Annotated in this window: 20 protein-coding genes; 7 read left to right on the top strand and 13 right to left on the bottom strand. The window is 71.8% G+C overall.

Annotated elements, in window-relative coordinates; genetic code table 11:
* Positions 1 to 226: 226 nt before the first annotated feature.
* From ACFW2Y_RS14740 to ACFW2Y_RS14730, 3 genes are all read right to left on the bottom strand, one after another.
* The gene (locus ACFW2Y_RS14740; protein ID WP_384878016.1) at positions 227 to 1,777 is read right to left on the bottom strand and encodes a GAF domain-containing protein; all 1,551 of its coding nucleotides are present in this window, start codon (positions 1,775 to 1,777) and stop codon (positions 227 to 229) included.
* A gap of 38 nt (positions 1,778 to 1,815) precedes the next feature.
* Complete coding sequence (locus ACFW2Y_RS14735; RefSeq protein WP_384878013.1) at positions 1,816 to 2,877, bottom strand: rod shape-determining protein; 1,062 nt, start codon at positions 2,875 to 2,877, stop codon at positions 1,816 to 1,818.
* Positions 2,878 to 3,051: 174 nt separating this feature from the next.
* Positions 3,052 to 3,486: a MarR family winged helix-turn-helix transcriptional regulator gene (locus tag ACFW2Y_RS14730; protein ID WP_384878010.1), complete on the bottom strand. Its 435-nt coding sequence runs from the start codon at positions 3,484 to 3,486 to the stop codon at positions 3,052 to 3,054.
* A 114-nt stretch (positions 3,487 to 3,600) separates the two neighbouring features.
* Between ACFW2Y_RS14730 and ACFW2Y_RS14725 the strand changes: the two genes are divergently transcribed.
* The 3 genes from ACFW2Y_RS14725 to ACFW2Y_RS14715 all read left to right on the top strand — a co-directional run bounded on the left by ACFW2Y_RS14725 (position 3,601) and on the right by ACFW2Y_RS14715 (position 6,112).
* Positions 3,601 to 4,620 (top strand): NADP-dependent oxidoreductase, encoded by a 1,020-nt coding sequence (locus tag ACFW2Y_RS14725; protein WP_384878007.1) that lies wholly within the window; start codon positions 3,601 to 3,603, stop codon positions 4,618 to 4,620.
* Between the two features lie 64 nt (positions 4,621 to 4,684).
* Positions 4,685 to 5,107 (top strand): organic hydroperoxide resistance protein, encoded by a 423-nt coding sequence (locus tag ACFW2Y_RS14720; protein ID WP_384878004.1) that lies wholly within the window; start codon positions 4,685 to 4,687, stop codon positions 5,105 to 5,107.
* Between the two features lie 165 nt (positions 5,108 to 5,272).
* On the top strand, positions 5,273 to 6,112 hold the full coding sequence (locus ACFW2Y_RS14715; protein WP_384878001.1) for an EI24 domain-containing protein: 840 nt from the start codon (positions 5,273 to 5,275) through the stop codon (positions 6,110 to 6,112).
* A 113-nt stretch (positions 6,113 to 6,225) separates the two neighbouring features.
* On the opposite strand, the gene ACFW2Y_RS14710 is transcribed toward ACFW2Y_RS14715, so the two are convergent.
* Genes ACFW2Y_RS14710 through ACFW2Y_RS14700 form a run of 3 tightly spaced genes read right to left on the bottom strand, consistent with a single transcriptional unit; the run spans position 6,226 to position 10,594 of the window.
* Positions 6,226 to 7,458, bottom strand: coding sequence for an acyltransferase (locus ACFW2Y_RS14710; RefSeq protein WP_384877998.1), 1,233 nt, complete (start codon positions 7,456 to 7,458; stop codon positions 6,226 to 6,228).
* Entirely contained in the window at positions 7,455 to 9,665 is a 2,211-nt protein-coding gene (locus tag ACFW2Y_RS14705; protein ID WP_384877995.1) for a bifunctional polysaccharide deacetylase/glycosyltransferase family 2 protein, read from the bottom strand. Before ACFW2Y_RS14705 ends, ACFW2Y_RS14710 begins: the two co-directional genes overlap by 4 nt.
* Positions 9,662 to 10,594 (bottom strand): hypothetical protein, encoded by a 933-nt coding sequence (locus ACFW2Y_RS14700; protein ID WP_384877992.1) that lies wholly within the window; start codon positions 10,592 to 10,594, stop codon positions 9,662 to 9,664. Before ACFW2Y_RS14700 ends, ACFW2Y_RS14705 begins: the two co-directional genes overlap by 4 nt.
* A 497-nt stretch (positions 10,595 to 11,091) precedes the next feature.
* On the opposite strand from ACFW2Y_RS14700, the gene ACFW2Y_RS14695 reads away from it, so the two are divergent.
* On the top strand, positions 11,092 to 11,991 hold the full coding sequence (locus tag ACFW2Y_RS14695) for a chitosanase (protein WP_384877989.1): 900 nt from the start codon (positions 11,092 to 11,094) through the stop codon (positions 11,989 to 11,991).
* 129 nt (positions 11,992 to 12,120) lie between these two features.
* Here the strand turns inward: ACFW2Y_RS14695 and ACFW2Y_RS14690 are convergent, their stop codons facing one another.
* Positions 12,121 to 13,083, bottom strand: a complete 963-nt coding sequence (locus ACFW2Y_RS14690; RefSeq protein WP_384877986.1) for a LysR family transcriptional regulator — start codon at positions 13,081 to 13,083, stop codon at positions 12,121 to 12,123.
* A 147-nt stretch (positions 13,084 to 13,230) separates the two neighbouring features.
* Here ACFW2Y_RS14690 and ACFW2Y_RS14685 point away from each other — a divergent pair, with 147 nt between their 5' ends.
* Positions 13,231 to 15,420, top strand: coding sequence for a M4 family metallopeptidase (locus ACFW2Y_RS14685; RefSeq protein WP_384877984.1), 2,190 nt, complete (start codon positions 13,231 to 13,233; stop codon positions 15,418 to 15,420).
* 112 nt (positions 15,421 to 15,532) lie between these two features.
* On the opposite strand, the gene ACFW2Y_RS14680 is transcribed toward ACFW2Y_RS14685, so the two are convergent.
* The 3 genes from ACFW2Y_RS14680 to ACFW2Y_RS14670 form a co-directional block, all read right to left on the bottom strand.
* Complete coding sequence (locus tag ACFW2Y_RS14680) at positions 15,533 to 16,246, bottom strand: carbon-nitrogen hydrolase family protein (protein ID WP_384877981.1); 714 nt, start codon at positions 16,244 to 16,246, stop codon at positions 15,533 to 15,535.
* Positions 16,247 to 16,278: 32 nt separating this feature from the next.
* Positions 16,279 to 17,187: a LysR family transcriptional regulator gene (locus tag ACFW2Y_RS14675; protein WP_384877978.1), complete on the bottom strand. Its 909-nt coding sequence runs from the start codon at positions 17,185 to 17,187 to the stop codon at positions 16,279 to 16,281.
* A gap of 93 nt (positions 17,188 to 17,280) precedes the next feature.
* Positions 17,281 to 17,859, bottom strand: coding sequence for a TetR/AcrR family transcriptional regulator (locus ACFW2Y_RS14670; protein WP_384877976.1), 579 nt, complete (start codon positions 17,857 to 17,859; stop codon positions 17,281 to 17,283).
* A gap of 159 nt (positions 17,860 to 18,018) precedes the next feature.
* Between ACFW2Y_RS14670 and ACFW2Y_RS14665 the strand changes: the two genes are divergently transcribed.
* Complete coding sequence (locus ACFW2Y_RS14665; protein ID WP_384877973.1) at positions 18,019 to 20,457, top strand: glycoside hydrolase family 3 protein; 2,439 nt, start codon at positions 18,019 to 18,021, stop codon at positions 20,455 to 20,457.
* Positions 20,458 to 20,514: 57 nt separating this feature from the next.
* Here ACFW2Y_RS14665 and ACFW2Y_RS14660 read toward each other — a convergent pair whose 3' ends face one another.
* Positions 20,515 to 21,420, bottom strand: coding sequence for an SGNH/GDSL hydrolase family protein (locus ACFW2Y_RS14660; protein ID WP_384877970.1), 906 nt, complete (start codon positions 21,418 to 21,420; stop codon positions 20,515 to 20,517).
* Positions 21,421 to 21,679: 259 nt separating this feature from the next.
* Between ACFW2Y_RS14660 and ACFW2Y_RS14655 the strand changes: the two genes are divergently transcribed.
* A complete protein-coding gene (locus tag ACFW2Y_RS14655) occupies positions 21,680 to 22,174 on the top strand; it encodes a DUF3145 domain-containing protein (RefSeq protein WP_384877967.1) in 495 nt (164 codons plus the stop codon).
* A gap of 242 nt (positions 22,175 to 22,416) precedes the next feature.
* Here the strand turns inward: ACFW2Y_RS14655 and fabF are convergent, their stop codons facing one another.
* Positions 22,417 to 23,679: a beta-ketoacyl-ACP synthase II gene (gene fabF / locus ACFW2Y_RS14650; RefSeq protein ID WP_384877964.1), complete on the bottom strand. Its 1,263-nt coding sequence runs from the start codon at positions 23,677 to 23,679 to the stop codon at positions 22,417 to 22,419.
* Between the two features lie 79 nt (positions 23,680 to 23,758).
* Positions 23,759 to 24,007 (bottom strand): acyl carrier protein, encoded by a 249-nt coding sequence (locus ACFW2Y_RS14645; RefSeq protein WP_384877961.1) that lies wholly within the window; start codon positions 24,005 to 24,007, stop codon positions 23,759 to 23,761.
* Positions 24,008 to 24,041: the final 34 nt, after the last annotated feature.

Raw genomic sequence — 24,041 nt, 5'->3', positions numbered from 1 at the left:
CTCGGGTGCTACCCGGGGCGGGGCCCGGAATCCTCGCGGAGCCCCCGCGTCCGAACACGGGCGCGGGACGTCCACGGCCCGCGAGCGCCGGGGCCGACGGGAGCACGGGGCCGACGGCGGCCCACCGGATTCCGGCGGGCCGCCGGGGGAGTGGCCTCGACGATCGCTCCACCGGCCGGGGCACCGCGGCACCCGTACGGCGTGCCGGGCCGCTTTGTACGGGCCCTCAGGGCCAACTCACCGTGGTGGGAGGGGTGCCGTCGTCCTCGACCCGCAGGCGGGCGCCGTCCGCCCCGGCCGACACCTCGACCGTGATCCTGCCGATCCCGGGCCGTCGGTGCGCCGCCGCGAGCGCTCCGCGCAGCGCGGCGAGCAGCCGTCCCGCGGTCTCCTCGTCCACGAGCGCGTCGACCGCACCGGAGAAGTGCACGGACGGGGGGAAGCCGAGCAGGGCCGCGGCGCCGCCGGTTTCGCGCAGCACCCGTCCCCGGAAGGAGGTCGGTGCCTCCGCCGGCGGCTGCTGGAGCGCGAAGATCGTCGTCCGGACCTCCTGGATCGTGGAGTCCAGTTCGTCCACGGCGCGGCCGAGCAGCGCGTTCTCGTCGGAGGAGTCCGCGGTCCGGCGCCGGGTGGACTCCAGCATCATCTCCGTGGCGAAGAGCCGCTGGACGACGAGGTCGTGGAGGTCGCGGGCGATCCGGTCCCGGTCCTCGAAGACCGCGAGCCGCTCCCGGTCGAGCCGTGCGTCCGCGAGGACCAGGGCCAGCGCCGCCTGCGAGGCGAACTGCGAGGCGAGCAGCCGGTCCACCGCCGAGTAGGGCGGACCGCCGCGTCGCCGGGGCAGGGCGAGGGTGCCGATGAGCTTCCCGCCGCTCTGCAGCGGCAGCATCATCGACGGCCCGAAGCGGGACCGGACGTGGGTGGTCATCCGCGGGTCGGTCGCGGAGTCCTCGATGAACACCGGTTCCCCGCCGAGGAGCTGGACCAGGACGGGCGAGCCGGGGGCGATCGTCGTGCCGACCAGGTCCCCCGGGTCGCCCGGGGTCGACGCGGCGACGATCTCCATGCCGCCCTCCTCGGTGGGTTGGAGGACCACCCCGGCCGCGGCCCCGGCGAGGATCCGGGCCCGTTCGGCGACGGTCGTCAGGGCGTTCTCGGTGGTGGCGCCGGTGAGCAGGGCCGTCGTCACGGCGGCGGCGCCCTCGATCCACCGCTCCCGCTGCCGGGCCGTCTCGTACAGGCGGGCGTTGCCGATGGCGATCCCGGCCTGGGAGGCGAGGACCCGCAGCAGGGCCAGGTCCTCCTCGGTGAAGTCGCCCCCGCGCTTCTGCGCGAGGTGGAGGTTGCCGAAGACCTCGGTGTGCACCCGGATCGGCACGTGGAGGGAAGCGTGCGCCCCCGAGGGGGCCCCGAGCGGCCCGGGGGAGTGCGGTGCGTCCGCAGGCCCGCCGGTCCGCGGCGGCTGCCGACCCCGCACCGGGGTGCCGGGCAGCCCGGTGCTCCCGCCCGGGTGGAGGACGATCCGGCCTCGCTCCTCCTCCGTCATGCCGGAGGTGAAGAGGTCCGTGAGGCGGTGGCGCTCGGGGTCGATGACCCCGAGCGCCCCGTGGCGGGCCCCGGTCAGCTCGGTGGCGGAGTCCACGATGTGCTGGAGGGTGCCGCGGAGTTCGAGGTCCGTACCGACGCCGAGGACGGCTTCGAGCAGGAGGGGCAGGCGTGCGGCGCTCCCGTCCGCATCCGCGTCCGCGGCTCCGGCGCCCTCATCCATGATCGTCATGGTCTCATTGTCGTACGAATCATCCGGTTTGGTGCGGTTCAGACCTCGTCGTCGAACGGGTTCCGTTCCGCCAGGGGATTGAGGACCATCGCCTGGACCTTGCCCTCCAGCATCGCGCCGAGGCCCAGCACGGCGCACACGTCGGGACGCTCGGCGATGTGCACCGGCATCCCGGTCGCCTCGCGCAGCATCTGGTCGAGCCCCGGGAGCAGGGCGCTGCCGCCCACCATCATGATTCCGCGGTCCGCGAGGTCGGCCACCAGGTCCGGCGGGCAGTCGCGCAGTACTTTCCCGATGCCGTCGAGGACCGCGGTCAGCGGGGTGTGGATCGCCTCCCGCACCGCGGCGGTGTCGACCGTCACGGAGCGGGCCAGGCCCGTCGCGACGTCCCGACCGTGGATCTCCGTCCATGCCGGCCCGTGTGCCGTCAGGCCGTTCCCGCTCAGGGCGAGTTGCAGCGGACGCACCGACTGGCTCGGCAGCATCAGCTCGTGGTGGTGGCGCAGGTGCTGGATGACGGCGTGGTCGATGGCGTCGCCACCGATCGGCATCCGCTCCGCCGTGACGATGGCGCCGAGCGAGAGCACCGCGACCTGGGTGGTCGCCGCCCCGCACACCATGATCATGGTCGCGGTCGGCTGCTCGACGGGCAACCCGCAGCCCACGGCCGCCGCGATCAGGGTGTCGACCAGTTCGACCCGGCGCGCGCCGAGCCCTACGAGGGTCTCCACGGCGGCCCGCTGGGCCAGTGGGTCGCTGTCGTGCGGGGTGCAGGCGGCGGCCCGGAGCCGGGGCTTGCGGCGCAGCTGCCGGCGCAGCTTCTCGCCGAGGAGGTGGCGGAGCATGCGTTGGGCCATCTCGATGTCGACGACCGTACCGCCCGAGACCGGGCGGACGACCCGGATGTAGTCGGGGGTGCGGCCGGTCATCTTCTCGGCGAGCGCGCCGACGGCGATCAGCGCTCCGGTACGGGTGTTGACGGCGGCGACGCTCGGCTCGTCGACGACGAGTCCGGCGCCCTTGACGAAGACCCGGGTGCGGGCGGCACCCAGGTCGACGGCGACATGGCAACGGCGCAGCTGTTCGAGGCTGACGGTCACGGCGGATCCTCCGGAGTGCGGTGCTGGCACGGGCGAGGCGGGTCGCGATGCGCGGTCCTGTTCGCATCGTCCGGCGGTCCGGGGCGCGGCGCGCGTTGGGATGAGCCGCCCGGGGCTCGGGCGCGGGCGTCGGGCGGGCCGCGGTCCGGCCGTCCGTGGGGCGCGGCGGGGGCGTCAGGCCCCGTCCGTGCCCAGCATCCGCTTCAGCAGGTCCCGCAGCAGGGTCCGCTCGGCCTCGCTCAGCTCGCCGAGCGGCTCGCGTGCGAAGTCCAGCGACTCGCGCAGGCGGCGGGCGGTGTCCCGGCCCTCGTCCGTGGGGACGGCGAGCTTGACCCGCCGGTCGTCGGGGGCGGGGTGGCGCTCGACCAGGCCGCGCGCCTCCAGGCGGTCGACGATCCCGGTGATGTTGGACGGCTCGCACTTCAGCTTCTGGGCGATGTGGCGCATCGGCAGCGGATCGAGCGAGAGCAGCCCGAGGACGCGGGCCTGGGCGCCGGTCAGCGCGTGTTCCGAGGCCGCCTGCTCGTACTCCTCGTAGTAGCGCGCCACGACCGTGCCGATGAGCTCGACGACTTCGAGGGTCAGGGGGTCCGTGCGTGGGGTGGCCATGGGTCACATCCTACTCGGATACTTGACAACATGAAATATCTAGGAGCATGGTTGTTTTAGTAAGTGAACCTTTACTGATCTCAAGCTTTTCGAGCTTTCCTGGAGGCCGTGCTCATGTCCGTTCTTCCCGCTTCCAGCCGTGAGTGGCACCTCGTCGCCCGTCCGCACGGCTGGCCCGTGCCCTCGGACTTCGCCCTGCGCGAGACGCCGGTCGCCGCACCCGCGGAGGGGCGCATCCTCGTGCGCAACCTGCACTTCTCCGTCGACCCGTACATGCGGGGCCGGATGAACGACGTGAAGTCCTACATCCCGCCCTTCAAGCTCGACCACCCCATGGACGGCGGTGCGGTCGGCGAGGTCGTCGCCTCCAACGCCGAGGGGTTCGCCGTCGGCGACCACGTCCTGCACGGCCTCGGGTGGCGCGAGTACGCCGACGTCCCGGCCCAGCACGCCACCAAGGTCGACCCGGAGCTCGCCCCCCTCTCCGCCTACCTCGGGGTGCTCGGCATGACCGGCCTGACGGCCTACGCCGGTCTCTTCGAGACGGCCTCCTTCAAGGAGGGCGACGCCGTGTTCGTCTCCGGCGCCGCCGGTGCCGTCGGCAGCCAGGTCGGTCAGATGGCGAAGCTCAAGGGCGCCTCGCGGGTCATCGGCTCCGCCGGCTCCGACGAGAAGGTCAAGTGGCTCGTCGAGGAGCTCGGCTTCGACGCGGCCTTCAACTACAAGAACGGCCCGGTCAAGGACCAGCTGCGCGAGGCAGCTCCGGACGGCATCGACGTCTACTTCGACAACGTCGGCGGGGACCACCTCGAAGCTGCGATCTCCTCGCTCAACGTGCACGGCCGCGCCACCATCTGCGGCATGATCGCCCAGTACAACGACACCGAGCCGGTGCCCGGCCCGCGCAACATGGCGATGATCATCGGCAAGCGGCTGCGGCTCCAAGGCGTCCTCGTCGGCGACCACTACGGCCTGCAGGACCAGTTCGTCCGGGAGGTCGGCGGCTGGCTCGCCTCGGGCCGGCTGAAGCACCGCGAGACCTTCGTCGAGGGCATCGAGAACGGCGTGGACGCCTTCCTCGGCCTGCTGCGCGGCGACAACACCGGAAAGATGATCGTCTCGGCGACCCGCTAGTCTTCCCTCAGCCGTCGCGATCGTGGGCGCGAGTCGCGGCGAACCGCAGAAGGAAGTACCCAGCATGTCCATCCAGCAGTCCGACGTCCTCTACACCGCCGTGGCCACCGCCGAGAACGGTCGGGACGGACGCGTCGCCACCGACGACGGCCAGCTCGACGTCATGGTGAACCCGCCCAAGGCCATGGGCGGGTCCGGCGCGGGCACCAACCCCGAGCAGCTCTTCGCCGCCGGCTACAGCGCCTGCTTCCAGGGCGCGCTCGGCGTCGTCGCCCGCAACGAGAACGCGGACGTCTCCGGTGCGACGGTCACCGCCGAGGTCGGCATCGGCAAGAACGACGAAGGCTTCGGCATCATCGTCAAGATCTCGGCGACCATCCCCAACGTGGACGCCGAGACCGCCAAGAGCCTGGTCGAGAAGGCCCACCAGGTCTGCCCGTACTCCAAGGCGACCCGCGGCAACATCAAGGTCGAGCTCGCCGTCTGATCCGGACCCGCAGGACCGGACGAGGACCGTGCCCCTTCCCGGGGCACGGTCCTCCTCCGTTTCCGGGACCGTCCCTCCGGGGCCGACGGAGAGGCGGCCGCCGCCGGTGGCGGTCCGGGGCGGAGCCCGAAGGCCGCTCCCCGGACCACCGATAGGGTGACCCCCATGCGTGATCTCGGGGTGGGCCTCGGTTACTTGGTACGGGGGCAGAAGTGGGTGGGCCGCCACGGGCGGTGGTTCGGGTTCGGACTGCTGCCCGGACTCGTGACCCTCGTGCTGTACGCGGGTGCACTCGTCGGCCTCGGTTACGGGGCGGACGACCTGGCCGCCTGGGTGACCCCCTTCGCGGACGACTGGTCCTCGCCCTGGCTCGACGTCTTCCGCGGCACGCTGACGGCCCTGCTCTTCGCCTTCGGGCTCTTCCTCGCCGTCATCACCTTCACCGCCGTGACCCTGCTCGTCGGCCAGCCCTTCTACGATTCGCTCTCCGAACAGGTCGACCGCAGCGAGGGCGGAGAAGTGCCGGAGTCCGGGCTTCCGCTCTGGCGCGAGCTGTGGATCTCGGCCCGCGACAGCCTGCGGATCCTGCTGCGGGTCGCGTTCTACGGCCTGCTGCTCTTCGCCTGCGGCTTCATCCCGGTGGTCGGCCAGACGGTGGTTCCCGCCCTCGGCTTCTGCGTCTCCGGCTTCTTCCTCGCGGAGGAGCTGACGGCCGTCGCGCTCCAGCGCCGCGGCATCGAACTGAAGGAGCGGCTGGGGCTGCTCCGCGGGCGTCGGATGGCCGCCCTCGGCTTCGGCGTTCCACTGACCCTCGCCTTCCTGGTGCCCTTCGTCGCCGTCTTTCTGATGCCGGGCGCCGTCGCCGGTGCCACCCTGATGGCTCGCGACCTGCTGGGAGAGACGGCCGGGGACGACCGGGCCGGAGACGCCGGACGGAACGACCGGGAGGGCGAAGCCCCCGTCCCCTCCGAGGAGGAGCGGACGGGCCACGACCTCCCCCGCTGAAGAAGGGCGCCGGAGGACGACACGACGACGGGCCGGCGGCTCCCCCCGGCAGCCCCGCATTCCTGCGGGGAGCACCCGGGGAGCCACCGGCCCGTCGTGTCCGGTCCGCGGGGCTACGCCCGGCGCACGCGGCGGGCGGCCCGGTTCGGGGTCCCGTTCGGCCACAGCCGGGGGCGCCGCCGCGCCGCGATGTCCTCGATCCAGCCGAACGCGAGGACCGCCAGGGCGATCAGCGGCCAGGCCACGACGAAGCTCCACAGCATGTACGAGGCGTCGAGCGCCGCGTTCCCCCGGTCGCTGTCCAGGAACGGCAGCTTGTACCCCTGGTTCACGATCAGCTCCGCCACGCCGATCAGGAGGTTGTGCCACAGGTAGATCGTGACCGCGCGGTTGTTGGAGAGGGTGACGAGCGGGTCCCACTTCGCCAGTCGGCCCGGCAGTTGCTGCCAGGACGGAGCGTACTGGAGCAGGATCACCACGAAGCCGAACGACCAGGTGGCCTGTGCCAGCGGGATCTCGTTGAGGTCCCAGCCGCCGGTGCCCAGGTGGTTCGAGGCCCACCACAGGCCGAAGGCCATCACCAGGAAGGACCAGGACACCGCGGCGTACCGCGGGATCCGCTTCAACAGGCCGTCGTGGTGCGCGAACCCCAGCATCCAGCAGGAGGCGTAGACCGCGAAGTCGGTGACGCCCTCGCCGGTCTCGCCGGGGATGGTGACCAGACCGGTTCCGATGGCCGCCGTCAGTGCCAGCGGGGCCAGCAGCATCGCCCACGGGACGCGGCGGAAGGCCCACAGCAGCAGGGGCGAGGCCACCACGAACCACAGGTAGGTGCGCAGGTACCAGAGCGGTCCCGCCGCCTGCATCGCCCAGTCGTCGGTGGACGGGTACGGCGGGGCGCCGATCGGCACCAGGTACGTGAACAGCCGGACCAAGCCCCAGGTGCCGCCCTCGTCCGGGTCCTTCAGCGGGTTCCAGCCGTTCATGAAGATCAGCGTCAACGTCACCGCGCTGAACGCCCACAACGGGGGCAGGAGGCGGCGCACCCGACTCATGATCACCTGGCGTGCCGGGCGGTCCAGCGAGCGCGCCATCAACATGCCCGCCAGGGCGAACATCACGCCCATGGAGGGGAAGACGATCGACAGCCAGCCCCAGCCGAAGACGTGGTACGTCACCACGCGGACCAGCGCGATCGAACGCAGCAGGTCCAGATAGCGGTCACGACCCGGCTTCGGGGCGGTCGGGGTGGGCGCGGGTTCGGAAACCGGGCCCGCCCCCTCCGGGAAGTACGCCGGTGCGCCCGCCGTCGTCACCGTCTCCGAGGTCCTCTCGTGCGTCGTCATCCGACGGGCCTCCGCTCGCTCTCCGCGGTGCCCGCGGCCTGCTGTTGCGGCACCGCGCCCGGCGCCGCCTCCACCACTCCGGTGCGCCGCAGCTTCTGCCAACGCAGCCGGCCGCCGGTGAGCGCGGTGATCCAGGACTGGAGCAGCACCACGTACATCAACTGTCGGTAGAGGATCTGTTGGAGGGGCAGCGAGATGAGGTGGGTCATCTTCTCCCGGTCCAACTTGAAGGCGTAGGCGGCGCAGACCGCCTGGACCGCCAGGACCCCCAGCCACGCGGTGACGGTCTTCCCGGTGGGGCCGAAGACGAGGCCGTACAGGAGGAACACGTCGATCAGCGGGGCCAGCAGCGGGGCCACCACCATGAACAGCGAGACCAGCGGCAGGCCCAGGCGGCCGAAGCGGCCCGAGGCGCCCCGGTCGATCACGGCGCGGCGGTGCTTCCAGATCGCCTGCATCGTGCCGTAGGACCAGCGGTAGCGCTGCGACCACAACTGCTGGACGGTCTCCGGCGCCTCGGTCCAGGCGCGGGCGTTCTCCGCGTACACGACCCGCCAGCCGTCGCGGTGCAGTGCCATGGTGATGTCGGTGTCCTCGGCGAGCGTGTCGTCGCTCATGCCGCCGACCCGCTCCAGCGCCGAACGCCGGAAGGCACCGACCGCGCCCGGGATGGTCGGCATGCAGCGCAGCATGTCGTACATCCGGCGATCCAGGTTGAAGCCCATCACGTACTCGATGTGCTGCCAGGCACCGATCATCGAGTCCTTGTTGCCGACCTTGGCGTTGCCGGCGACCGCGCCGACCCGGGGGTCCGCGAAGGGCTGCACCAGCTCGCGTACGGTGGACGGCTCGAAGACCGTGTCGCCGTCCATCATCACGATCAGGTCGTACCGGGCGTTCGCGACGCCCCGGTTGAGCGCGGCCGGCTTGCCCGCGTTCATCTGGCGCACGACGCGCACGTTCGGCAGGTTCATGTCCTCGACGATGCGGGCCGTTCCGTCGTTGGAACCGTCGTCGATGACGATGATCTCGATCGGGTGCTCGCTGTCCATGAGGGAACGCACGGTGTTCTCGATGCACTTGGCCTCGTTGTAGGCCGGCACCAGCACCGACACCGGTTCGGTGACCGGGTTCGGCCCCCACCGGAAGCCCTTGCGGCGGACCCGGTGCGCATGGACCGCGGACAGCAGGAGCATCAGGCCGAAGCGGGTGAAGACCAGCACGCCGATGATGGCCAGCGCGACGACCAGGCCGTCGGTGAGGTCGTCGGAGGCCTGCACCATGAAGACCCAGGCCTTGCCCTTCCACAGCTCCAGGCCGGTGACCGGGGTGTTCGCGCTGGGTGCGTCGAGCGCCTCGGTGAGGGTCTGGAAGCGGTAGCCCTCTTCCTGCATCCGGGGCAGGAACTTGTCCAGCGCGCGCACGGTCTGGCTGCGGTCGCCGCCGGAGTCGTGCATGAGGACGATGGCGCCCTTGCCGTCCTCGGGGGTGGCGTTGCGGATGATCTGGCCGACGCCCGGGCGGCGCCAGTCCTCGCTGTCGGTGTTGTTGACGACGGTGAGGTAGCCGAGGGTGCCGACGTACTCGGTCACCGGCCAGGACGCGTCGTCCATGGCGTCGGCGAAGGAGGAGTACGGCGGTCGGAACAGGGAGGAGCGGATGCCGGCCGAGCCGACGAGCGCCAGCTGGTTCTGGGACAGCTCCCAGTCGATGCGGCGCTTGGACTGGTAGGAGAGGTCCGGGTGGTTGAAGGTGTGCAGACCGACCTCGTGCCCCTCGGCCACCATGCGGCGGACGAGGTCGGGGTGGCGCGACGACATGGTGCCGGTCACGAAGAACACCCCGTGCGCCTTGTGCTTCTTCAGCACGTCGAGCACCTTGGGCGTCCAGGTGGGGTCGGGGCCGTCGTCGAAGGTGAGGACCAGGCTGTGGTCGGGCACGCTCCGGCTGGTCACCTGATCGCCGCGGGTGTCGATGATCGGGCCGCCTTCGAGCACCTCTTCCGGCACGGCGTCGTCCGAGGCCTCGGCGCGGACGCGGTGGTCGGCGAGGATCTCGCTGTGCACGTAGCCGCGGAGCATCAGCATGGTGATCGCGGCGACGAGGAGCAGCGAGGGCAGGACGAAACGAAGGGGCAGCGAGCGGCGGAGGCCGGCCGGGACGCTGCGGGGGGACGGGCGGCGTCTGCGGGTGCGCGAGGAGGTCACAGGACGTTCTCTGAGGAGGGGGCGACGGCATCGGTCCCGGCGGGCGCCGGCTGGCCGAGGGCCATGGAGTCGCCCGCGGCGGGGGACGTGGTCGTTTCGGGGGTGCTGGTGGGAGCGGCGGTCGTCGGCACGGTCGTCGGAGTGCCGGTGGGCGTGCCGCTGGGAGCGGGGGAGGTCGGCGCGGGGGTGGCCGTGTCGGGGGAGCCCGGCTGCGGGCTGGTGGCGGTCGCCTGCGGCGTGGGCGTCCCGGTGCTCGGCGAGGGGGCCGGGCTGCTCGGGGCGCTGGCGCTCGCCGTCGGGCTGGAGGTCCTGGACGGTGCCGAGGTGCTCTTGCCGGCGCCGCCCGTGGTCGGCGACGGGGTGCTGCTCGCCGTGGGGGACGGGTCGGTCGACCCGGTGGGGGACGCGGACGCCTCGCCCTGCCCGGCCGGCACGGCCTCCTGCTGCTCGGGCAGTGGCACCCAGGGGGCGGAGGAGTTGCCCGTCAACAGGGTGGCCACGATGACCACGGCGTAGACCGCGCAGGCGACTCCGAGGAGGGTGCCCAGGCGCCGGAAGCGCCGGCTGCGTCGGCCGGACTCGTCCACGAAGACGGGACCGTTGGGCTCGCGGCGGGGGTCGGGGACGACCTCGGCCGGCTGGAGCGACCAGCTGTCGTCCCCGCCGCCTATCCGTACGGCGTCGAGCTGGACGGTGACCTCGTTCGGGTCGTGCGCCTGGTCGGCCGCGTCGGGGGCCGGGGCGGGGGTCACGGAGAGCGGTCGGGTCCGGTCCGTGTCGGCAGCCGGGCGGAACGCGTCCCGTCGCAGGGTTTCGGGTCCCTGCTTCCGGACGTCCACCCCTTCGGACGGGACGGGCCCGGACGTGCCGCGGGCCCCGGAACCGTCCGTGGCTCCTGGCAGTCGCGCCGTGTCGGTGTCCTGCGGCATTCCGCCTCCGTTCGACGCGATGCCGTGATCCCGGAGATCGGTGTCGCGGGCACCCTTGTGACCGGCATCCTGTTGATCAGGTTGGCCGTGATTGAGCCAGTTCTCCACTGCGGCGCACTTCCCCATGGACAAGTTTCGGGCGCGCGTACGCTCCCGGGTTGACGTACCTGTTCACAGGATCGAACCCGCGTTGGCTCGAACGCCCCCTCTGTCACACTGTGCCCGGGGGCCATGAGGGTAGCGCATGCGTCCGTCGAGAAGATGTTCTCGCAGGCTATGGATTTCCTGTGAAGCTTGAGGTCTGGCTGAAAGTAGCCCAACCGAAAATGGTTACCGATGCGTAGCTCCCAGGGTCATCCATACGGACGGCACATCGGCTTCCAGCCGCCCTCCCGGTTCGACCGGAGGGTTGCCGTCCGCCCCGTGACACGCTCCGGCGGGCGGTCCGGTTCCCTCCGTCGCATGCCCGTACGAGACCCGCGATTACTCTGTCCGCCATGAAACGCGCCGGATGCCTGTTCCTCGCCACCCTGCCCGTCGTCGTGACGGCGGTCGTCTACTTCCTGGGGCCGGTCCATCCGGACGGTCGTGAGCCCCTCGGATCGACGGTGTCCGCGGCGCCGAAGTCGCGCCAGGAGGCGAAGGCGGTGGCCGAGGGGGCGGCGGACGACGCCGCGATCGCCGATGCGCCGCCCGGTCTGGCCGCACCGGCGAAGAAGGAGTTGGCGGGGAAGATCGTGGCGAGCGCCGTGAACTCCACCGTGGACTGGCGCAGTACGTACGGCTCCATCAAGGACATCAGGGACGGACAGGGATATACCGCAGGAATCGTTGGTTTCTGTACGGGTACCCATGACCTGCTCAGCCTCGTCGAGCGCTACACCGAGGGTCACCCCGACAACGGACTGGCCCGCTACCTCCCCGCCCTGCGCGACGTGGACGGCACCGACTCGCACGAGGGTCTGGACCCCGGCTTCACCGCGGCCTGGCAAGCGGAAGCGGAGGTCGAAGCGTTCCGCGAGGCCCAGGAGGAGGAGCGGGACCGGGTCTACTTCAACCCTTCGGTGCGCCTGGCCAAGCTCGACGGCCTCGGCACCCTGGGGCAGTTCATCTACTACGACGCGATGGTCTTCCACGGCCCCGACACCACCGCGAACGGCTTCTACGACCTGAGGGAGCGCGCCCTGGCGGAGGCGGACACCCCGGCAGAGGGCGGAACCGAAGAGCACTACCTCGACGTCTTCCTGGACATGCACCGCAAGGCCATCGAGGCGAAGCGGTTGGACAACGACACCAGCCGGGTCGACAAGGCCCTGCGCAAGTTCCTTGAGGACGGCAACTTCGACCTCGACACCCCACTGCAGTGGCAGATGTACGGACAGGCGTACCGGCTCTAGGTCCAGGAGGCCGGCGCGCCCTTCCGCACCGCGGGCAACCAGAACCGGAACCGGAACCGGAGTCAGAAGCGGAACCGGAAGCGGCCGGTCTGTGCCGACCGGCCCGGTCCGCCCGGTCCCCGGGTCCGCTCAGGCGTCGAGGACCGGGTGCAGCTCCGGCCGGGCGTCCCACCACGCCCGGTAGAAGGCGTTGTTGTCGACGTTCGCCACATAGGCGCGGGCTGCCGCCCGGTACAGCAGTTCGGCGTGCCGGACGGACACCGCCGCCTTGTTCCAGGCGAGCCGGATCCGGCCCGTCACCGGGTCGCCCTCCAGGGGGCGCAGCACCGTGCCCTCCGCCGCCGGGGCCGTCGGCTGGCTGATCGAGATCACCCGGCCGGCCGCGATCAGGTCGTAGTGCATCTTGCGGTCGGCCACCCGGTGCCGCAGCAACGGGGTGAACCCGGCCTTCTCGCAGGCGGCGACCAGGGCTTCGGGGCCGCCGTCGTCGTCCTCCACCAGGGTCATCCAGGACTCGCCGGAGAGCTCGGCGAGTGAGATCCGGTCCTTGCCGGCCAGTGGATGCGCTGCCGAGAGGCGCACGCAGAACGGCTCCTTCGGCACGAGGGTGCGCGCGGAAGTGCCCTGGGGCAGCGGTACTTCGTGGTCGTTGACCTCTCCGAACAGAACGGCGTCGTACCGCCCCACGCCGAGCTGTCGGGTCAGCGTCGTCGCGGAGTGCTCCACGGTGACCGCGATCTCCTGTCCCGCCATCACCTGCTCCAGCTCCCCGAGCAGCCGGTCCACCAGGACCAGCAGGATGCAGCCGAGCCGCAGCGGGGTGTGCGGGGAGACGGCCCGCGCCCCGGCGGCCAACGCGTCCATCTCGCCGAGCACCAGCCGCGCCTTGGAGAGCACGAACTCGCCCAGCGGGGTGGGCTCCACGCCGTGCGGACCGCGCAGGAAGAGCTCCCCGCCGGCGACCTTCTCGATGCGCCGCAACTGCGCCGAGAGCGCGGGCTGCGAGACCCCGAGCCGCCCGGCAGCCCGGCCCAGACTGCCCGCTTCCGCTATCCGGCAGACGGCCTCAAGATGCCTCAACTCCAGCTGCATTTCAGCAGCGTACGCAGCACGGTCCGGCCGCACCATAACCCGCGTCTTATGCCCGGTGAGATGTCCCGAACTGGCCATGTCCACGCCCATACTCGGCGCGACGATCCGTCTCCCCCACCACGATCCATACCCCGATCGGAGCAGACGTTGCACCCCACCAGACTCACGGCGACCGTGGCCGCCCTGGCGCTCTCGGCGAGCCTCGCAACCGCCCTCGCCGGCCCCGCCGCAGCGGCCCCGCAGGCGCAGCCCGCACCGCCCGGCCACGGCAAGTCCCTCGCCCTGGCCGCCGCCGACAAGGCCGCCGCGAGCGGTCTCGACGAACTGCGGCACGGAGCCGACGAAGAGCTCGTCCGGACGTCCGTCACGCCTTGGTCGAACGGCCTCTACTACGCCTCGTACGAGCGCACCTACCGCGGCCTCCCGGTCGTCGGCGGCGACGCGGTCGTCGTCTCCGACAGCTCCGGCAAGGTCCGTGAGGTCACCGGTGCCCCGGCTCCCGCCCTCAAGCTCTCCACCAAGGCGAAGGTGACCGCCGAGAAGGCCCTCGCCACCGCGCGGAAGCAGCTGGCCACGGTCGAGAGCGCCAGCGCCCCGGAGCTGACCGTGCTCCTCAAGGGAAGCAAGGCCGTCCTGACGTGGCACACCCGGGTCATCGGCCGCACCGCCAAGGACGCGCCGAGCGCCCTCGACACCTATGTCGACGCGCGCACCGGGGCGATCGCCCGCGCCACCGACAAGATCCTGCACGCCGAAGGCCGTGGCTACCACAACGGCAACGTCACCATCGACACCGCCGCCACCTCCATGACCGACACCAGCCGCGGCGGCTTCAAGTGCGGCGGGCAGAACGGCAGCGCGTACACCGGCTCCTCCCCGTGGGGCAACGGCGGCGCCAACGACCTGGTGACCGCCTGCGTCGACATCATGTACGCGGCGCAGAAGGAACACTCCATGCTCAAGGAGTGGTTCGGCTACAACGGCCAGAACGGACAGGGCGGCATGGTCCCGGCCCGTGCCGGACTGAGCGAGGTCAACGCGTACTACGACGGTACGAAGACCACGTACGGCCGCAACCAGAACGGCACCAACCAACTCACCGGCATCGACGTCGTGGCCCACGAGTACGGCCACGAGATCTTCGACCGGACGCCGGGCAGCGCGGGCTCGTCCAACGAGAACGGCGGCCTGAACGAGTCGACGGGCGACATCTTCGGCGCGCTCACCGAGCACTACGCCAACAACCCGAACGACACCCCGGACTACACGGTCGGCGAGAAGCTGAACTTCCTCGGTGACAACAAGCCGATCCGGTACATGTACAACCCCTCGCTGCACAACAACGACCCCAACTGCTACACCCAGTTGAACTCGGGGACCGAGGTGCACGCGGCGGCCGGGCCGCAGAACCACTGGTTCTACCTGCTCGCGGAGGGCTCCAACCCGGGCGGCGGCAAGCCCAACAGCCCCATATGCTCCGGCGGTCCCTCCTCCGTGACCGGCATCGGCATCCAGAAGGCCGGCAAGATCTTCATGGGCGCCCTGCTCATGAAGACCTCTTCCTGGAACCACCTCGCGGCCCGCAAGGCGACCCTCTCCAGCGCCAAGAACACCTACGGCAGCGCCGAGTGCAACGCGGTGAAGGCGGCCTGGAACGCGGTCGGCGTGCCGGCCCAGTCCGGCGAGACCGACTGCGGCGGCACCACGACCCCGGACTTCTCGCTCGCCCTGAACCCGTCCTCGGGCTCGGTCCAGCCGGGGGCTTCCGTCACCTCCACGGTGAACACCTCCACCACCGGTGGCAGCGCCCAGACCGTGCAGCTCTCGGCCAGCGGCGCCCCGAGCGGGGTCACCGTCTCCTTCAGCCCCTCCTCGGTCACCTCGGGCGGCTCGTCCACGATGACCGTCCAGGTCGCGGCGGGCACCGCCAACGGCACGTACCCGATCACCGTGACCGGTACGGGCTCCGTCACGCACACCGTGACCTACCAGCTGTCGGTCGGCACCACGACCCCGCCGCCCACCGGCTGTGACGACACCGAGTACACCTACCAGGGCACCCTGGCGTCCGGGCAGGCCGCCGCCCAGCCCGACGGCTCGTACTACTACTCGGCGACCTCCGGCACCCACGTGGGGTGCCTGCGCGGTCCGGCCGGCAGCGACTTCGACCTCTACCTGCAGAAGTGGAACGGGTACGGCTGGTCGGACGTGGCGGTCGGCGGCACGGCGAGCGCCAACGAGGACACCAGCTACTACGGCACCCCCGGCTACTACCGCTACGTGGTCCACGCCTACAGCGGCTCCGGTGCCTACACGCTGGGGCTGAGCGCCCCGTAAGGGGTTGAGCACCCCGTCAGGGGGCGGGGCGCCGTTGCGGACCGGGGGTTCCGCGACGGTCTCCCCGCAGCCGGGTCGCCGTATGTCCCACGGCGACCCGGCTTCCCGCGCGTCAGCGCAGCTCGGCCAGGGCGAAACCCGGGAGCTCCGGCCCGGCGTCCGAGAGCAGCCCGCCGTCCGGGCCCCAGGTCCCGGCCCGCCCGCCGGCGGTCCCGTCCTCGTTGGGCCCCAGGAGGTTCCCGAGCACCACGTACAGCCCGAAGTCCCGGGCCCGCACCGGATACACCTCCTCGAACGAGTCGTTGTCGGCGCCGAGCACCGAACTCGCCAGGTAGGCCGTGCAGCCGTCCGCGGCGGCCCGCTCGGCCAACTCGGGAAACCGGTTGTCATAGCAGGTGGCGGTCGCGAACCGGACCCCGTCGAGGACGAAACGCCCGTCCGTCGAACCCGGCGCGAAGACCTCGGCCTCGATCCCGTACAGGTGCTGCTTGTCGTAGCGGGTGAGGAGCGTGCCCTCCGGGCCGATCACGAGGGTGGTGATCCCGGGCCGCCCTCCGGCCGTCCGCACCGGTCCGTTGACCACGGCCGCCGCACCGACGGCCCGACAGGCCTCCCGCACGGGGTCCAGCCGGGGGTCGTCCTCGGCCAGGAGCAGGTCGGGGGAGTCCCGGATCAGGCTCGGCTCGTACCCGGTGAGGGAGAGCTCCGCGAAGACCACGACCCGGGCACCCGCGTTCCCGGCTTCCCGGACGAGACCGGCGACGGTGCGGGCGTTGGCGTCGACGTCCCCGGCGACCGGGGCGAACTGGGTGGCTGCGACGATCATGAAGATCATCCTCCCGCCCGTCCGCGTAAGGGTCAATGGGGGGCGGGGACCCTGAGCTCTCGGGTGGTTTCGTGCAGCACGGACAAGAACGCGCCCGCCGCGACCGTGGGGGCGGCCGGGGTGGCCGCGCAGACCCGGCGGTACGGCACGTCATCCGGATGGACCGTGATCAGGATCACGTCGGGGCGCACCGAGGCCGCCGCGAGCGCCGGCACCAAGGTGACGCCGAGCCCCGCCGCGACGGCACCGAGCTTGGCGATCCAGTCGTGCGCGCGCAGCCCGGTCCGCGGCGTGAACCCGGCTCCGGCGACCGGCCGGAACAGGGTGTCCTCCAGGCGCTCGGGGCCGACGATCCACTCCTCCCCGGCGAGTTCGGCGAGTCGGACCGCACGCCGCCCCGCGCACCGGTGCCCCCGCTCCAGGGCCACCAACATCGGCTCGTCGAGCAGGTGGTGCAGCACCACCCCCGGCGTCGGGGGTACGTCCCGGGGCGGGCTGACCACCGCGAGGTCCTCCTCCCCGGCGGCCACCAGGCCCAGGTGCTTCGCGGAGGGCCCCTCCACCCGACCGACCCGCACCCCCGGGTGCCGCTCCCGGAAGACGGCCTGGGCGCGCGGCACGAGGGTCGCCGTGGCGCTGGAGAAGCTGCCGAGCCGCAACAGCCCGCCGCCGAGGGAGCGCAGCGCCTCCAGTTCGGCGCGGGCGGTGGCGAGCTGGTCCCGGACGGCCTCCGCATGGGGGACCAGCACCCGTCCCGCCTCGCTCAGGCGCACCCCGCGCGGCAGGCGTTCGAAGAGCTCCGCCCCGACCTCGTCCTCCAGGGACCGGATCTGGCGCGAGACCGCGGACTGGGTGTAGCCGAGGAGCTGCGCGGCGGCGGTGAAGGACCCCGCACGGGCGACGGCGAGGAACGCCTCGTACGGGCCGGGGAGGGTGGGCATGGTCGTCATGCTAGGCGCGGGCCCGCCGCCCGCCGCCCGCCGCCCGCCGGGCCCGGCCGGGCGCCGGGCCCTCCCGTCCGTGTCCCTCGTTCCTCAGGTCCCGTCGGGGCGGTCGTCGCGCAGCAGGCGCAGGAAGTCCCGGAAGGCGCCGGGCATGTCCACCGCCGACGGATCGAGGAGCCACTGGTACTGGAGGCCGTCCATCACGGCCGTCAGCAGCGGGGCCGCGCGTTCCGGGGTGAGGCCGCCCGGCAGGCGCTCGCCGAACTCCAGGCGCAGCACGTCCGCCATGTTCGCCCGCACCTGTGCGTACCGCTCGGTGAAGAACTCCCGTGCCGGGTGGCCCTCCGTGACGCTCTCGCCGAGCAGTGCGGAGAAGGTCTGCACGATCCCGGGTCGCATCGCGTTGTACTCGACGAGGGACTCCAGGAGGTCGAGCCGCCACCCCTCGCGGTCCCGGCCCCCGCTCGTGTCCCAGTGGTCCCGTTCCTCCAGGACCGCGACGAGCAGGGCCTCCTTCGTCGGGAAGTAGTGCAGCAGTCCCTGTTGGGTCAGTCCGACGCGCTCGGCCACGGAGCCGAGGGTGGCGCCCCGGTAGCCCCGCTCGGCCATCACTTCGAGGGCGGCGCGCAGGATGTCCGCGCGTCGCTCTTCGCTCCTGGCCCGCACCATCGCCGTGGTCCCTTCCGCAGGTTCGTCCCGACAGGACCGTACTCCCTCATCCCCTCCTTCGAGTAACAAAAAGATAACGTAACCTACCGATCTACAGGTAGGTGAGGGCACGATGAGCGCATCGGGGTCATTCCAGTACGTCAACGAGGAGGTACGGCCATGGCGGAGAACAGCGCGGAGACCGCGAGGGAAGCGGCCGTCGAGAAGGCGCTCGGCGCGCTCGACCTGGACGCCAAGACCCGATTGCTCGCCGGCCAGGACATGTGGTCCCTGCCCGCCCTGCCGCAGATCGGACTGGAGTCCCTGGTCATGTCCGACGGCCCGGTCGGCGTCCGCGGCGTCCGCTGGACCGCCGACGACCCGTCCGTCGCGCTCCCCTCGCCGACCGCCCTCGCCGCCGCCTGGGACCCCGCGCTGGCCCGTCGGGCCGGCCGGCTGCTCGCCCAGGAGGCCCGGCGCAAGGGTGTCCACGTCCTCCTCGCCCCCACGGTCAACCTGCACCGCAGTCCGCTCGGCGGCCGTCACTTCGAGGCCTACAGCGAGGACCCCCACCTCACCGGCGCGGTGGGCACCGGCTACGTCCGGGGCGTCCAGGACGGCGGCGTCGGCACCACCGTCAAGCACTTCGTCGCCAACGACGCCGAGACCGACCGCTTCACCGTCGACAACAGGGTCGCCCCGCGTCCGCTCCGCGAGCTCTACCTCGCCCCCTTCGAAGCCATCGTCAAGAACGCCCGTCCCTGGGGCATCATGACCGCCTACAACCAGGTCAACGGCGTGACGATGACCGAGCACCACCACCTGGTGAACGAGGTCCTGCGCGGCGAGTGGGGCTTCGACGGCTTCAACGTCTCCGACTGGATGGCGGCCCGCTCCACCACCGCCGACATCGAGGGCGGCCTCGACGTCGCCATGCCCGGACCCCACACCGTCTACGGCGAAGCACTCGCCGCCGCGGTCCGTGCCGGCGAGGTCGCCGAGTCCACCGTCGACACGGCCGTGCGCAACGTCCTGCGGCTCGCCGCCCGCGTCGGCGCCCTCGAAGGCGCCCCGCCGGTCGTCACCGATCCGCCCGCCCCCGTCGACGGTGACGCCCTCGCCCGCGAGATCGCCCGCCGCGGCTTCGTCCTCGTACGGAACGAGGGCGGCGCACTGCCCCTCGCGGCAGGTCGGACCGTGGCCCTCTCCGGCGCCGCCGCCCGCGACGCCCGGGTCCTCGGCGGCGGCTCCGCCCAGGTCTTCCCCGAACACGTCGTCTCCCCGCTCGACGGCCTGGCGGCCGTCCTCCCCGAGGGCGCCCTGAGCTATGCGGTCGGCGCCGACCCCAGTGACGAGCTCGCCCCCGCCGACCGGGGCTTCAGCCTCCGGGCCCGCTGTCGCGACGCCTCCGGAAACGTCATCGGAGAGGGCAGCCTCCCCAACGGCCAGGTCCAGTGGATCGGCGACGACCTGCCCGAGGGCGTCACCCACGACGCCCTCGCCTCCATCGAGGTCATCGGCACCTTCACCCCGCGCGAGTCCGGCGGGCACGCCTTCGGCACCCGGGGCCTGGGAGCCTTCTCCCTCGCCGTCGACGGCGAAACCCTCTTCGAGGGAACACAGGCCATGGGGGCCGAGACCGACCCCTTCGAAGCCTTCTTCGGCTCCCCGGTCGAGCGCGCCACGGTGGAGCTCACCGCGGGGGAGACCGTCGAGGTGTCCCTGCTCCACACCCTGGACAAGGAGTTCGCGGCCCCGCTGCCGGCCGTCATGTTCTCCTTCGTCCACCTCGGTCCCCGCCGTGACCCCGACGAACTGATCGCCGAAGCCGTGGAGGCCGCCCGCACCGCGGACACCGCCGTCGTGGTCGTCGCCACCACCGAGCGCGTCGAGTCCGAGGGCTTCGACCGCAAGGACCTCGCCCTTCCCGGTCGTCAGGACGACCTGGTCCGGGCCGTCGCCGCGGTCAACCCGAACACCGTCGTCGTCGTCAACTCCGGCTCCCCGGTGGAACTGCCCTGGCGCGGGGACGTGGCCGCGATCCTGCTCGGCTGGTTCCCCGGCCAGGAGGGCGGAGCCGCCCTCGCCGACGTCCTCACCGGCGTGGAGGAGCCCGGCGGTCGCCTCCCCACCACCTGGCCCGGAACCCTCGCCGAGGTCCCCGTCACCGAGGTCGCCCCGACCGACGGTGCGCTGCACTACGCCGAGGGCATCGCCATCGGCTACCGCGCCTGGGACAAGGCCGGCGCCGTACCCGCGTACCCCTTCGGGCACGGCCTGGGTTACACCGACTGGTCGTACGACTCCCTGCTTGCGGCCCCCGACGCGGTCACCGTGCGGATCACCAACACCGGCACCCGGGCGGGCCGCGAGACGGTCCAGATCTATCTGGTCCCCGTGGACGACGCGGTGGAGCGCCCGGCCCGCTGGCTCGCCGGCTTCGCAAGCGTCCCGGCCGCTCCCGGCGAGACCGTCGAGACCGAGATCCCGCTGCCCCGCCGCGCCTTCGAGATCTGGGACGGGGAGGAGGGCGACTGGACCTTCGTCGCCGGTTCCTACGAGGTCATCGCGGCCCGCTCCCTCGTCGACGCCCGTCTGACGGCGACCCTCGACGTCTGACCCGGACGTCCTCGCGAACCGGCCCCGGGGCGGAACCTGACGACCGCCCCGGGGCCCTCACTCCTCGGTGATCCGCCGGTACGCCAGCTCGGCGAGGCGTGCCTGCCCGTCCTTGCTCGGATGGAACCAGTCCCAGGGGCTCAACTGGCTGCCGTCGAAGCGGAAGGCGAACACCGCCCCGTCGTCGTACCGGCAGCGCGCGTCCCCGGCGCAGACCTGCGCCAGGGCTTCGTTGTACGCCACCACCCGGTCCCGCACCGCCGCCCGCCGCCGCTCCGCGGCCGGCCCCAGGTCCTCCGCGTCCGCCAGCATCGCACCGCAGATTCCCAGTTTCCACACCTTGAGTCCCATGGGGCTCAGCCGCCCCGTCGACCACAGGTGCTTGAGGTCCGGCACGCTCGCCACGTACACCTGTGCCTTCGGCGCGCCGGCCCACAGCCGTGCGAGCGCCGCCTCGAAGGAGGCGCGGAAGTCCTCGACCGGGGTCATGAGGTCCGGGGTGGCCCGACAGGCGTCGTTCGCCCCCATCATCACGGTCACCAGGGCGGGCTCCTCGGCCGCGGCCCCGGCCATCTGTTCCGGGAGCTCCGCCATCCGTGCCCCCGTCCTGGCCAGGTTCCAGCTGTGGGTGGCCGCCTTCTCCGGGCCGAGCAGCCGCACCGCCAGACTGTTGACGGCGGTGTCCGTCCCGGTGGCCCACGAGGCCTCGGGGCAGTCCGACAGGACCGAGCAGGCGTCGAAGGCGCGGGTCATCGAGTCCCCGACGGCCGCGACGGAGGCGGGGGAGACGTCCCACCGCGAGGTCGGGCTCGGGGGCGAGGCCGGGGCCGGGGGTGGTGTGGATCCGGCGCCGGGAGCCGCCGCCTCCGGGGTTTCGGAGGCGCAACCGGAGAGCGTTCCGCCGCACAGCAGTGCCGCCGTGGCGACGGCGACGGCGGTGCGGAAGCGGTGTCGACCGCGCATCCCCGGCCCCTCCTTCGGCGTCCTGGCGGGTGAAAGCTTCGTGTCCACCCGACCCCGGAGCGACCGTACGTCATCCCGATGACGGTGCGGCACGGTAGCTTTTCCCCGTCGAACCAGAGGCGCCTTCGCCAACCGGTTCCGGTAAATTACATCACGTCACATGCTGTCCCCTTTTTGAGGGTTTGCGATGTTCTGCTCCTGATGCTGTTTACTGAGGCCGCTGGGAAAAGGCGAACCTCGTCCCACACTGGAGGTCCCGGTGACGACACGTGGAGTCCTGTACGTTCACTCCGCACCGCGCGCGCTGTGCCCGCACGTCGAATGGGCGGTCGCGGGTGTCCTCGGTGCGCGGGTCCAGCTCGACTGGATCCGCCAACCCGCGTCCCCCGGCACCTGGAGAGCCGAGCTCTCCTGGAAGGGGCAGACCGGCACCGCCTCCACACTCGCCTCCGCGCTCCGCGGCTGGCAGATGCTCCGCTTCGAGGTCACCGCGGAGCCCTGTCCCACCGCCGAGGGCGAGCGCTACAGCGCCACTCCCGACCTGGGCATCTTCCATGCCGTCACCGGTATGCACGGGGACATCCTGATCCCGGAGGACCGCCTCCGGGCCGCCCTCGCACGCTCGGCACAGGGTGAGACCCAACTGGAGTCGGAGATCGCCAAGCTGCTCGGGAAGCCCTGGGACGACGAACTGGAGCCCTTCAGGTACGCCGGCGAGGGCGCCCCCGTGCGCTGGCTGCACCAGGTCGTCTGACGCTTCCCGGCGAAGCGCGGCGGGTCCCGCACGGGGCGCGCCGGGCGGGAGGGCGATCACGCATGCCGGCGCGATGGCCGCCTTCGGCGCCGCAGCGGTCTTCCCGTGCCCGCCCTCGCGGGCGGCCACGTCGTCTTGAGCCGGCGCGTGGCGGACGGTGCGCCGTTGCCCCCTCCGAGTGCCGAACCCACGGGAAAGGCCCACCCCCGAACCGGGGGTGGGCCTTCGCGATCAGCCGGGCGTCAGACCGTGCGGAACGCCAGGACCACGTTGTGGCCGCCGAAGCCGAAGCTGTTGTTGATCGCGGCGATCGTGCCCTGCGGCAGCTCGCGGGGCGCGTCGCGGACGACGTCGGCCTCGACCTCGGGGTCCAGGTCGTCGACGTTGATCGTCGGCGGGGCCAGACGGTGGTGGAGCGCCAGGACCGTCGCGACGGTCTCGATGCCGCCCGCGCCACCGAGGAGGTGACCGGTCATCGACTTCGTCGCGGAGATCGCGACGTGGTCCAGGTCGTCGCCCAGGACCTTCCGCAGCGCCTTGATCTCGGCGACGTCGCCCTGCGGCGTCGACGTGGCGTGCGCATTGAGGTGGACCACCTCGGACGGCTTGAGGTCCGTGGAGTCCAGCAGGTTCTGCATCGCGGCGGCGATGCCCCGGCCGGTCGGCTCGGGCTGCGCGATGTGGTGGCTGTCGGCCGACAGGCCCTGGCCGAGCACCTCGCAGTAGATGCGGGCGCCACGGGCCTTCGCGTGCTCCTCGGACTCCAGCACCACGACGCCGGCGCCCTCGCCGAGCACGAAGCCGTCGCGCCCGGTGTCGTAGGGACGCGAGGCCTTCGTCGGCTCGTCGTTGTTCTTGGACATCGCCATCATGTTGGCGAAGGCGGCGATGGGCAGCGGGTGGATCGCGGCCTCGGTGCCGCCGGCGACGACCACGTCGGCACGGCCGGTGCGGATCATCTCGACGGCGTAGCCGATCGCCTCGGCCCCCGATGCGCAGGCGGAGACGGGGGTGTGGACGCCCGCCCGGGCGTTCACCTCCAGACCCACGTTCGCGGAGGGGCTGTTGGGCATCAGCATGGGAACGGTGTGCGGGGAGACGCGGCGTACGCCCTTCTCCTTCAGCACGTCGTACTGGTCGAGCAGCGTGGTGACACCGCCGATGCCGGAGGCGATGACGGAGCCGAGCCGCTCGGGCACGAGCTTCTCGTCCTCGCCGGCCGGGCCGGTGTAGCCCGCGTCGGCCCAGGCCTCGCGGGCCGCGATCAGCGCGAACTGCGCCGAACGGTCGAGCCTGCGGGCGAGCGGGCGGGGCAGGAGGTCGCCCGGGTCGACCGCGGCGGTCGCCGCGATCTGGACGGGCAGTTCGGCGAAGCGCTCGCCCTCCAGGGGCTTGACGCCGGAACGTCCCGCGATCAGACCTTCCCAGGTCGATGCGGAATCGCCACCCAGCGGTGTGGTTGCGCCGAGACCGGTGACGACCACGGTGCGATTGGTCGAGCTCACAGGAATTCTTTCTCCACGTGTGTGATGGTCGAAGTGCGGCGCCACCGCCGGGTGGCGTACCGAGTCAGCGAGGACCGAATCAGCCCTGGTGCTTCAGGATGTAGTCGGCAGCGTCGCCCACGGTCTTGAGGTTCTTGACGTCCTCGTCCGGGATCTTGACGTCGAAGCGCTCTTCGGCGGCGACGACGACCTCGACCATGGACAGGGAGTCGACGTCCAGGTCGTCGGTGAAGGACTTGTCCAGCTGGACGTCCTCGACCGGGATGCCGGCGATCTCGTTGACGATCTCGGCGAGGCCCTTGACGATCTCGTCCTGGGTGTGAGCCATAGTGGCGCTCCTTCTTGCGGTTACTTCGGTACGG

The organism is Streptomyces sp. NPDC058877, from assembly GCF_042742855.1.
Taxonomy (GTDB): Bacteria; Actinomycetota; Actinomycetes; order Streptomycetales; family Streptomycetaceae; genus Streptomyces.
This window is presented reverse-complemented; position numbering and strand designations above follow the sequence as displayed.

Coding starts and splice junctions, on each gene's coding strand:
- ACFW2Y_RS14740 (WP_384878016.1), bottom strand. CDS start 1,777: ATGACGATCATGGATGAGGGCGCCGGAGCCGCGGACGCGGATGCGGAC.
- ACFW2Y_RS14730 (WP_384878010.1), bottom strand. CDS start 3,486: ATGGCCACCCCACGCACGGACCCCCTGACCCTCGAAGTCGTCGAGCTC.
- ACFW2Y_RS14725 (WP_384878007.1), top strand. CDS start 3,601: ATGTCCGTTCTTCCCGCTTCCAGCCGTGAGTGGCACCTCGTCGCCCGT.
- ACFW2Y_RS14720 (WP_384878004.1), top strand. CDS start 4,685: ATGTCCATCCAGCAGTCCGACGTCCTCTACACCGCCGTGGCCACCGCC.
- ACFW2Y_RS14715 (WP_384878001.1), top strand. CDS start 5,273: ATGCGTGATCTCGGGGTGGGCCTCGGTTACTTGGTACGGGGGCAGAAG.
- ACFW2Y_RS14710 (WP_384877998.1), bottom strand. CDS start 7,458: ATGACGACGCACGAGAGGACCTCGGAGACGGTGACGACGGCGGGCGCA.
- ACFW2Y_RS14700 (WP_384877992.1), bottom strand. CDS start 10,594: ATGCCGCAGGACACCGACACGGCGCGACTGCCAGGAGCCACGGACGGT.
- ACFW2Y_RS14695 (WP_384877989.1), top strand. CDS start 11,092: ATGAAACGCGCCGGATGCCTGTTCCTCGCCACCCTGCCCGTCGTCGTG.
- ACFW2Y_RS14690 (WP_384877986.1), bottom strand. CDS start 13,083: ATGCAGCTGGAGTTGAGGCATCTTGAGGCCGTCTGCCGGATAGCGGAA.
- ACFW2Y_RS14680 (WP_384877981.1), bottom strand. CDS start 16,246: ATGATCGTCGCAGCCACCCAGTTCGCCCCGGTCGCCGGGGACGTCGAC.
- ACFW2Y_RS14675 (WP_384877978.1), bottom strand. CDS start 17,187: ATGCCCACCCTCCCCGGCCCGTACGAGGCGTTCCTCGCCGTCGCCCGT.
- ACFW2Y_RS14670 (WP_384877976.1), bottom strand. CDS start 17,859: ATGGTGCGGGCCAGGAGCGAAGAGCGACGCGCGGACATCCTGCGCGCC.
- ACFW2Y_RS14665 (WP_384877973.1), top strand. CDS start 18,019: ATGGCGGAGAACAGCGCGGAGACCGCGAGGGAAGCGGCCGTCGAGAAG.
- ACFW2Y_RS14660 (WP_384877970.1), bottom strand. CDS start 21,420: ATGCGCGGTCGACACCGCTTCCGCACCGCCGTCGCCGTCGCCACGGCG.
- ACFW2Y_RS14645 (WP_384877961.1), bottom strand. CDS start 24,007: ATGGCTCACACCCAGGACGAGATCGTCAAGGGCCTCGCCGAGATCGTC.